Source organism: Curtobacterium sp. MCLR17_039, from assembly GCF_003234745.1.
GTDB lineage: Bacteria > Actinomycetota > Actinomycetes > Actinomycetales > Microbacteriaceae > Curtobacterium > Curtobacterium flaccumfaciens.
The window spans coordinates 92,074-100,425 of record NZ_QKTF01000013.1; the positions used below are offsets into that span (position 1 = coordinate 92,074).

Genomic DNA, 8,352 nt, shown 5'->3' on the forward strand with positions numbered 1-8,352 from the left:
ACCGGCTCAGGGGAGGGTGACGACGAGCTTCCGGGCGGAGACACCCGCGCGGAGCTCGGCGAGGGCGTCCGGGATCGCGGCGAGTCCCGATCCGACGACGGATGCGGTCGGGGTGGCGCGGTACCTCCCGGTGCGGAGCGCCTCGGGCAGGAAGTCGCGGTAGATCGCGGGGCCGACCTCGGACTCGGTCGGGCGGCCGCCCCAGATCGCGGTGACGTGGACCCCGTGTCGGCGCTCGAGCCGCGCACGGATCGTCGTCACCGGTGTCGGGTACGCCGACGCGAGCCGGCCGGAGCCGGTGGCTGCCCGGACGATCGGGAGCGTGCGGGTCAGCGAGCCCTGCCCGAAGGCGAGGGTGCCGGCGAGCTCCCGGTCGGCGAGTGCCTCGAGGATGCGGCGTGCGGCTCCGTCGTCGCGGTAGTCGAACACGGCTTCGGCCCCGAGGTCCTGCACGAACGCGTGGTTCTTCGGGGATGCGGTGCCGATCACGGCGTACCCGGCGGCGCGGGCGAGCTGGACGGCATTGGCGCCGACGCTCGTGGACGCACCCCACACCAGGACGACCCCGTCGCGGTCAGCCGCATCGGCCGTCGGGAGCGACAGCGCGAGCTGGTCCGGTTCGAAGAGACCGGCCGCGGCGGTCGAGACGGCGAGCGGCAGGACCGCTGCTTGCTCGGCGGGCAGGGCGTCCGGAACCGGGGTCGTCACACGGTCGAGCAGCAGGACCAGGTGCTGGAAGGCCCCTTCGGCAGCGCTGTTCCGGTGCTGCTCCTGTCCCGCGGCGTGCCCGACGACCCGGTCGCCGACACGGAACCGCTCGACGCCGGGACCGATCGCGACCACGGCGCCGGCGACGTCCGAACCGAGGACCGCGGGGAACCGCAGCTTCGGGTACACCAGGTGCCGGAAGAGCCCGCCGACGGCGTCGACCGGGTTGACGGCGACGGCCTCGGCGCGGACGACGAGTTCGCCGGGGCCGGGCTGGAGGACCGTGGCGGGCCCGACCGCGAACCGCCCGGTCGACGTGGTCCAGAGTGCTGCGTTGCCCGATGACGACATGGTGTCCCGATCTCTTGCTCGAAGTGAGTCATGACACGAAGTGTCATCACCGAGTCAATCATGACACGACGTGTCATCACCAGTACTCTTGACCCATGCGTTGGTCTCCGGATGCACGAGGGCGGCTCGAGCGAGCGGCGTTCGAACTCTTCGCCGAGCAGGGGTACCAGACGACGACCGTGCCGCAGATCACCGCACGGGCCGGCCTGACGACCCGCACCTTCTTCCGGTACTTCGCCGACAAGCGCGAGGTCATCTTCGCCGGCGACGAGATCCCCGATCTCGCCCGGGCCGCCATCGGGGGCGCGCCGGCCGGGATCGACCCGCTCGACATCGTGCTGCACGGCCTCCGTACCGTCGCCGACGAGCGGTTCGAGGGGCGGCACGGTGAGGTCGGGTCGGTGCGGCGGCTGGTGCTGTCCGAGTCCTCACTGCGGGAGCGCGACGCCCGGAAGCGTGCCGACCTGACGGACGCGGTGCGCGGGGCCTTCGTCGACCGCGGGCTCGATCCGTCCGAGGCCGCGGTGATCGCCGAGACGACCGTGATGCTGTTCCACCTGGCCCTCGAGTCGTGGCTCACCGGACCGGCCGAGCGCCGGATGGCCGACGTCGTCGACGAGCAGCTCAGGGCGCTCCGTGGGGTGCTCGATCGGCGGCTCGCAGCGTCATGAACACGTCGACGCCGTCGTCGGTGTCGAGCACGAAGCCGTGGCGTTCGTAGAGTCGGCGGGCAGGGCTGCCCACCAGCACGTTGAGCCGCGTCGGGCCGTCGTGGGGCTCGTCGAGGACGGCGCGCAGCACCGTCGACCCGACTCCACGCCCCTGGGCGTCGGGTGCGAGGTAGAAGTGCTCGACCCAGCGGACGTCGTCCTCGACCCGCACGGTGACCGACCCGACGTCGCGGCCGTCGACCACGACGATGCGGGTCAGCTGCGGCTGGAACGCGTCGCGGAGGCGCTGGCGGACGCGCGTCTCGTCGAACACCCCGAGCCGTGTCAGGTCGTCGCGCAGCACCACTGCCCGGAGCTCGACGAGCCACTCGAGGTCCTCGGTGGTGCTGTCCCGCAGTGCGACGTCCATCCGCTCAGCCTACGAACCCCGCGAGCGCTCAGGCCGCACTGCGGAGCGAAGCGACCATGCTCCGCAGGATCCGACGGGCCTCGGTCTGCTGGTCGTCGGTCAGATCGGCGAGCATCCGCTGTTCGACGCCGCGGATCGCCGCGCTCGCCTGCGCCAGGCTCCGACGCCCGCTGTCGGTGAGCTGCGTGGGGAGCGCCTTGCCGACCGGCGGTTCCGTGGCACGGGTGACGAAGCCGTCCCGCTCCAGGGCCTGCAGCAACACGTTCATCGACTGCCGGGTGACGAAGGTGCCCCGCGCGAGTTCGGAGTTCGACAGGCCGGGGCGCTGTGCGAGCAGTTCGAGGCAGGAGTAGTGCGTCACCGTCATGCCGAGTGGGCGCAGTACGGCCTCCATCGACGCGCGGAGAGCGCTCGCGGTCTCCTTGAGCAGGTAGCCGATCGACGTCTCGAGGTGGATGCCGGTGTCGTCTTGACGCATGTCAGTAGTCTGACATAGCTTGTCCTGTGTCAGAAGACTGACACAAACCCGAGGAGCACCACATGCCCGTCACCGGCCCCGACTTCATCTCCCTGCAGACCCGCGACCTCGATGCCTCGCAGGCGTTCTACGAGCGGTACCTCGGCCTCGTCCGCTCCCAGGCCGGCCCGCCGCACGCCGTCGTGTTCGAGACCACGCCGATCGCCTTCGCCCTGCGCGACCTGGCGCCCGGCACGGACCTCGACGCGGTGGCGCAGCCCGGCATCGGCGCCGCGATCTGGCTGCACGCGACGGACGTGCAGGCGATCCACGACGCGCTCGTCGCCGAGGGGCACCGGATCGTCTCGGCGCCGATCGACGGCCCCTTCGGTCGGACGTTCACGTTCGCCGACCCCGACGGCTACCACGTCACGCTCCACGACCGCGCCTGAGCCCTGGAGCCGGCCCCGCGTCCGTCGTGGGCGGCGGGGCGGGCGCGGGTCGCGCCTCCAGGCCGTTGCCGGAGCCGACCGTCACGCTTCGTCACGATCCGTGACGGTCCGAGGTGTCCGACGTAGCGTCTCGACCCGTGACCACCAGCAGCGAGCACCGGCAGATCCGCTTCAACGCGTTCGACATGAACTGCGTCGCGCACCAGTCCTCCGGACTGTGGCGGCACCCCCGCGACCGGTCACGGGACTACCGCGACCTGACCTACTGGACGGACCTGGCGAAGACGCTCGAGCGCGGGGCGTTCGACGGCATCTTCATCGCCGACGTCCTGGGCACCTACGACGTGTACGGCGGCTCGAACGAGGCCGCGCTCCGTACCGGGTCGCAGGTGCCGGTGAACGACCCGATCCTGCTCGTGTCGGCGATGGCGTCGGTGACCGAGCACCTGGGCTTCGGCATCACGGCCGGCACCGCGTACGAGCACCCGTACCCGTTCGCCCGGCGCATGTCGACGCTCGACCACCTGACCAAGGGCCGGGTCGGCTGGAACGTCGTCACCGGGTACCTGCCGAGTGCCGCACGGAACATGGGTCAGACCGACCAGCTGTCGCACGACGACCGGTACGACGTGGCGGACGAGTACCTCGAGGTCCTCTACAAGCTGTGGGAGGGCTCGTGGGAGGACGACGCCGTCGTCGCCGACCGCGAAGCCGGCGTCTTCACGGACCCGGCGAAGGTGCACCCGATCGAGCACCACGGCACGCACTTCGACGTGCCCGGCATCCACCTGTCGGAGCCGTCCGTGCAGCGCACGCCCGTCATCTACCAGGCGGGCGCGTCGCCGCGCGGCATCCGTTTCGCCGCGGAGAACGCGGAAGCGGTCTTCGTGGGCGCACCGACGCTCGAGCAGCTCGCGTCGACCGTCGCGAAGGTCCGGGACGCCCTGGAGGCAGCTGGTCGCGACCGGTACGCCGCCCGCGTCTACACGCTGCTCACCGTGATCACGGACGCCACCGACGAGCTGGCCCAGGCGAAGTACGAGGACTACCTGTCGTACGCGTCGGAGCTCGGTGCGCTGGTGCTCAACTCCGGCTGGATGGGCGTCGACCTGTCGCAGTGGGACCCGGACCAGCCCCTGGGTGACGTCGAGTCGAACGCGATCCAGTCGGCGGCGGCGAACATCGCGGCGGCGACGGGGGAGGACGGGTCGAAGTGGACGATCCGCGACCTGGCGCGGCAGACGGCGATCGGTGGACTCGGCCCGGTGGCGGTCGGCGGGGGAGCGACCATCGCCGACCGGCTGCAGGAGATCCAGGAGCTCACCGACGTCGACGGCTTCAACCTGGCGTACGCGGTGACGCCGGGCACGTGGGAGGACGTCATCGAGTTCGTGATCCCGGAGCTCCGTGCCCGCGGGGCCTACCCGGAGGAGTACGGGTCGGGGTCGCTCCGCCAGAAGCTGCACGGCCGCGGTGACCGGCTGCCCGACGAGCACCGTGGAGCGTCGTTCAGGATCGGGAGCCGGGCGGTCGTAGGCTGATCGGGTGATCGAGTCGTCCGTGGTCGTGCGTCCTGCGGCCCCGGACGAGACCGACACCTGCATCGACCTGTGGGCCGCGGCCGTGGCCGCCCGTGACGGTGCCGCCGAGGACCCGGCGGTGCGGGAGCGCGCGCGGCAGAAGTTCGCGGCGGAGCACGTCGCCTGGCTGGTGGCTGCCGGCCCGGACGGTGCGGTCGACGGCTTCGTGCTCGTCACGGCACCCGGTACCGGGCGCTCGACGGACCCGGCGGACGCCGCCTACCTGTCGTTGCTCGCGGTGCGGCCCGGGGTGCAGGCGCGCGGGGTCGGACGGTCGCTGCTGTCCGAGGCGGTGCACGACGCCCGGGCTGCCGGACACCCCCGCGTGGTGCTGCACGTGCTCGGCGACAACGACCGGGCGGTGCGGCTGTACGAGGCGGGCGGCTTCGTGGCGACGGGCGACGAGTTCGCGCACGCGCTGAGCGGGGTCACCACCCGCGTGTACGTCGCGGGCTGACCCGGCCGACGCTGGCTCCGCGGGCTGACGCGGGCTACGCGTCCCGACCGCGCACCGGCGTCCACGTCGGGTAGGTCGCCGAGCGCCCGTCGCCCGACGACGTGCGGGTGATCCGACGCTGTACCCACGGCAGGACGTACTCGCGGTAGTAGCGGAGTTCCTCGCCCAGGCGGGCCCGGGCGGCACCGGCGTCCGCGGGCTCGACCGGCGCGGGGCCGTCGAGGACCGCGTGCAGCGCCAGGTCCGCGACGCGCTGGTGCCCGGTGGCGTTCATGTGGAGCCGGTCGTCCGACCAGAACTCCGCGCGGCCGAGGTGCGGGTCGCGCGAGACGTCGACGAACGGCAGACCACGGCGTCGGGCGAGCGTGCCGAGCGCTTCGGCCCAGGCATCACCGCGGCGGTTGATCAGGGAGCCGAGGGGCAGGCGGGCGCTCGGGTCGGCCGGGCTGAGGAGCGCCAGGCGGGCCCCGGTGGCCTCGACGCGGTCGGCGGCGGCCTCGACGAGCCCGATCAGCGCGTCCACGTCGAAGCGCGGGCGCAGCAGGTCGTTCCCGCCGGCGCAGAAGGTGATCAGGGTCGGCGCCGGGTCGAGCGCGAGGGCGGCCCCGAGCTGGCCGTCGAGGACCCCGGCGAGCAGTCGGCCGCGGACGGCGAGGTTCGCGTACGAGACGTGGGCGTCCGAGGCTCCCGCCATCGCGCTCGCGAGTCGTCCGGTCCAGCCGGGGAACGGAGCGGGTCCGGCGTCGCCGATGCCCTCCGAGAAGCTGTCGCCGATCGCGACGTAGCGGATGGTGTCGTGCATGCGCCCATCATCGTGCACATGCCTGTGCAGGTTCCCGGCACGCCTGCCGTACCGGGAACCCGCGTCAGCGAACCCTCACAGCACCGACTTCGGCACCCGGTGCAGGGTGACCGCGCCGACGGCGGCGAAGGGGTGCAACGGGTCCGGGGCGGTGGAGCCGGTCGGCCCACCGAGCTTCGAGTCGCCGACCGCGCTGAGCACCGCGTAGGCGTCCTCGGCGGTCCAGCCGTGCTCGTCGACCAGGAACGCGAAGGCGTCCTCGTACCCGCGCCGGACGCTCTCCTGCACGGGGTCGCCGAGGCCGACGAACAGCCAGTCGTCGTCGGTCTCGATGCGCGGTGCGCGGAGCACCGGACCGCCCTTGACCAGGTCGACGGAGACGATCGCGGTGCCCTGGGCCTCGATGGCGACGAACGACGACTCGCCCTCGGCCATGAGTGCGTGGATGTCGCCGATCGACAGCAGTGCACCGGGGACCCGGACGGGCAGGGACACCGTCGAGCCGGGGCGGGCCTCGGTGACGTCCATGTTGCCGCCCTCCGGGTAGGCCGGCATGATCGTCGAGTTCTCGCCCTCGGCCGGGGCCGTCCCGATGCACCCGATCATCGGCCGGACGGGGAACCGGTGCCGGTCGGACACCTGCACCGAGCCGTCCGAGATCGGGCAGCGGCGGGCGAAGACCCGGTCGCCCATCACGTGCTGCAGGGCCCCGGAACCGGGGAGGGACACCGACCAGCCGTGCGTGGTCAGCTCGATGGCGTGGATGGTCACCACGAGGGTGTCGCCGGGTTCCGCCCCCTCGACGAACACCGGGCCGGTCACCGGGTTGATCGGTGCCTGCAGCTGCGCCATGTCGTGGTGCTGGTCGAGTTCGGCGTAGACGGCATCGGTGGTCTCGAAGCCGATGGTCTCGCCGGTGCCGGGGCGGACCCGCAGCACGGGCTCCCGGTCGGCGGAGAACCCGGGGCGGCCGAGGGTGTTCGGCAGGAAGTGGTCCGGGGTCATCGTGCGTCCTCCGTCGTCGGTTCTGCTTCGGAGCCGACCTCGGTGGAACGGCCGGTGCGTCGGTAGTACAGGAACACGGCCGCGCCGACGATCAGCCAGATGATCCCGCCGACCTTCGCCTCGACCGCGGCGTTGAGCAGGACGTACCCGATGATCAGGAACCCGATCAGCGGCACGACCAGGTGCAGCAGCCAGTTGCGCGACTTCCCCTTGACCACGTGGTGCACGAAGACGGACACGTGCAGGAGCATGAAGCCGAACAGTGCGCCGAAGTTCACGAGCGACGAGATCGTGTCGATCTGCCCGACGAAGAACAGCACCAGGATCGCGGAGAGCACCGAGACGACGATGATCGCGTTCTGCGGCACCTGGCGCCCGTTGAGCTTGTGCAGGAACGCGGGCAGCTGGCGGTCGCGGCTCATCGAGAAGAGCAGACGGCTCGTCGCGGCCTGTGCTGCCATGGCGTTCGCGATGCCGACGGCGAGCACGTTGACGGCGAAGAACGCGGTGGCCCAGCCGCTCGACGAGGCCTGCTCGACGATGGTGAAGAAGGCGTTGCCGGCCTCGCTGTCCGAGAACGAGTCCCGCCCAGCGGCCAGGGCGGACGCGAGCCAGGTCTGCAGGATGAACAGGAACGCCACGATGACGAGCGCCAGGATCATCGCCGTGCCCGCTCCGCCACGACGGCCGGTGGACTCCTCGGACAGCGTAGAGATGCCGTCGAAGCCCAGGAAGCTCAGCACCGCGATCGACAGGGCCGAGGCGATGAGCGGCGCCGACACCTTGGCGGGGTCCCAGATCTGCTCGGTGCCGAACGATGCGTCGGGGATCGTGCCACCGGTCAGCGCGACGATCGCGATGACGACGAAGATCGCGACGAAGACGAGCTCGATGAGCAGGAAGATGCGGTTCGCGAGCTTGAGCGAGGACACCCCGGCCAGGTTGATGACGGTGTTGATCGCGACGAACACGAGCGCCCACAGCCAGCGGGGCGTGCCCGGGAAGATGCCGACCATGCTCTCGGCGGCGAACACGTAGAGCAGCGTCGGGACGAGCAGGTAGTCGAGCAGGATCGCCCAGCCGGCGAAGAACCCGGCGGTGGGGTGGATGCCGCGGCCGACGTACGAGAACACGCTGCCGGCGAGGGGGATCGACTTCGCCATCTGCGCGTAGGCCAGGGCGGTGAAGATCATCGCGACGAGGCCGACGAGGTACACCAGCGGCACCATGCCGCTGGAGGCGTTGTAGACGGTCCCGAAGATCGCCCACGGGGCGATCGGGACCATGAAGACCAGGCCGTAGATGAGCAGGTCGGTGGTGGAGACGGAGCGCTTGAGCTCCTGCTTGTAGCCGTAGGCCTCGAGCTGCTGCTGTGCGGAGAGCTCGCTGTGCTGCTGCGACATGTCGGGTTCCGTTTCGGGTGGAGGGACGGGTGCAGGGGGCGGTGCTGGGGGAAGGGG

At 71.5% G+C, this 8,352-nt stretch carries 10 protein-coding genes; 4 read left to right on the forward strand and 6 right to left on the reverse strand.

Annotation, left to right across the window (positions count from 1 at the left end):
* Window positions 1-6 precede the first annotated feature (6 nt).
* Entirely contained in the window at window positions 7-1,059 is a 1,053-nt protein-coding gene (locus DEJ00_RS14535; protein WP_111057837.1) for a zinc-binding alcohol dehydrogenase family protein, read from the reverse strand.
* Window positions 1,060-1,154: 95 nt separating this feature from the next.
* Here DEJ00_RS14535 and DEJ00_RS14540 point away from each other — a divergent pair, with 95 nt between their 5' ends.
* On the forward strand, window positions 1,155-1,730 hold the full coding sequence (locus DEJ00_RS14540; protein WP_111057838.1) for a TetR family transcriptional regulator: 576 nt from the start codon (window positions 1,155-1,157) through the stop codon (window positions 1,728-1,730).
* On the opposite strand, the gene DEJ00_RS14545 is transcribed toward DEJ00_RS14540, so the two are convergent.
* Complete coding sequence (locus DEJ00_RS14545; RefSeq protein WP_111057839.1) at window positions 1,684-2,139, reverse strand: GNAT family N-acetyltransferase; 456 nt, start codon at window positions 2,137-2,139, stop codon at window positions 1,684-1,686. The genes DEJ00_RS14540 and DEJ00_RS14545 overlap by 47 nt on opposite strands.
* A gap of 28 nt (window positions 2,140-2,167) precedes the next feature.
* Window positions 2,168-2,617 carry a MarR family winged helix-turn-helix transcriptional regulator gene (locus DEJ00_RS14550; protein ID WP_111057840.1) on the reverse strand — a complete coding sequence of 150 codons (450 nt, stop codon included), beginning with the start codon at window positions 2,615-2,617 and terminating at the stop codon, window positions 2,168-2,170.
* 62 nt (window positions 2,618-2,679) lie between these two features.
* On the opposite strand from DEJ00_RS14550, the gene DEJ00_RS14555 reads away from it, so the two are divergent.
* The 3 genes from DEJ00_RS14555 to DEJ00_RS14565 all read left to right on the forward strand — a co-directional run bounded on the left by DEJ00_RS14555 (window position 2,680) and on the right by DEJ00_RS14565 (window position 5,085).
* Window positions 2,680-3,048 carry a VOC family protein gene (locus DEJ00_RS14555; protein ID WP_111057841.1) on the forward strand — a complete coding sequence of 123 codons (369 nt, stop codon included), beginning with the start codon at window positions 2,680-2,682 and terminating at the stop codon, window positions 3,046-3,048.
* A gap of 137 nt (window positions 3,049-3,185) precedes the next feature.
* The gene (locus DEJ00_RS14560) at window positions 3,186-4,589 is read left to right on the forward strand and encodes an LLM class flavin-dependent oxidoreductase (protein WP_071247650.1); all 1,404 of its coding nucleotides are present in this window, start codon (window positions 3,186-3,188) and stop codon (window positions 4,587-4,589) included.
* A 4-nt stretch (window positions 4,590-4,593) separates the two neighbouring features.
* Entirely contained in the window at window positions 4,594-5,085 is a 492-nt protein-coding gene (locus DEJ00_RS14565) for a GNAT family N-acetyltransferase (protein ID WP_111057842.1), read from the forward strand.
* 34 nt (window positions 5,086-5,119) lie between these two features.
* Here the strand turns inward: DEJ00_RS14565 and DEJ00_RS14570 are convergent, their stop codons facing one another.
* The 3 genes from DEJ00_RS14570 to DEJ00_RS14580 all read right to left on the reverse strand — a co-directional run bounded on the left by DEJ00_RS14570 (window position 5,120) and on the right by DEJ00_RS14580 (window position 8,295).
* Entirely contained in the window at window positions 5,120-5,887 is a 768-nt protein-coding gene (locus tag DEJ00_RS14570) for an SGNH/GDSL hydrolase family protein (protein ID WP_232536507.1), read from the reverse strand.
* A gap of 75 nt (window positions 5,888-5,962) precedes the next feature.
* Complete coding sequence (locus DEJ00_RS14575) at window positions 5,963-6,892, reverse strand: acetamidase/formamidase family protein (protein ID WP_111057843.1); 930 nt, start codon at window positions 6,890-6,892, stop codon at window positions 5,963-5,965.
* Window positions 6,889-8,295 carry an APC family permease gene (locus DEJ00_RS14580; RefSeq protein ID WP_027466251.1) on the reverse strand — a complete coding sequence of 469 codons (1,407 nt, stop codon included), beginning with the start codon at window positions 8,293-8,295 and terminating at the stop codon, window positions 6,889-6,891. The genes DEJ00_RS14575 and DEJ00_RS14580 overlap by 4 nt, the downstream gene beginning before the upstream one ends.
* Window positions 8,296-8,352 lie beyond the last annotated feature (57 nt).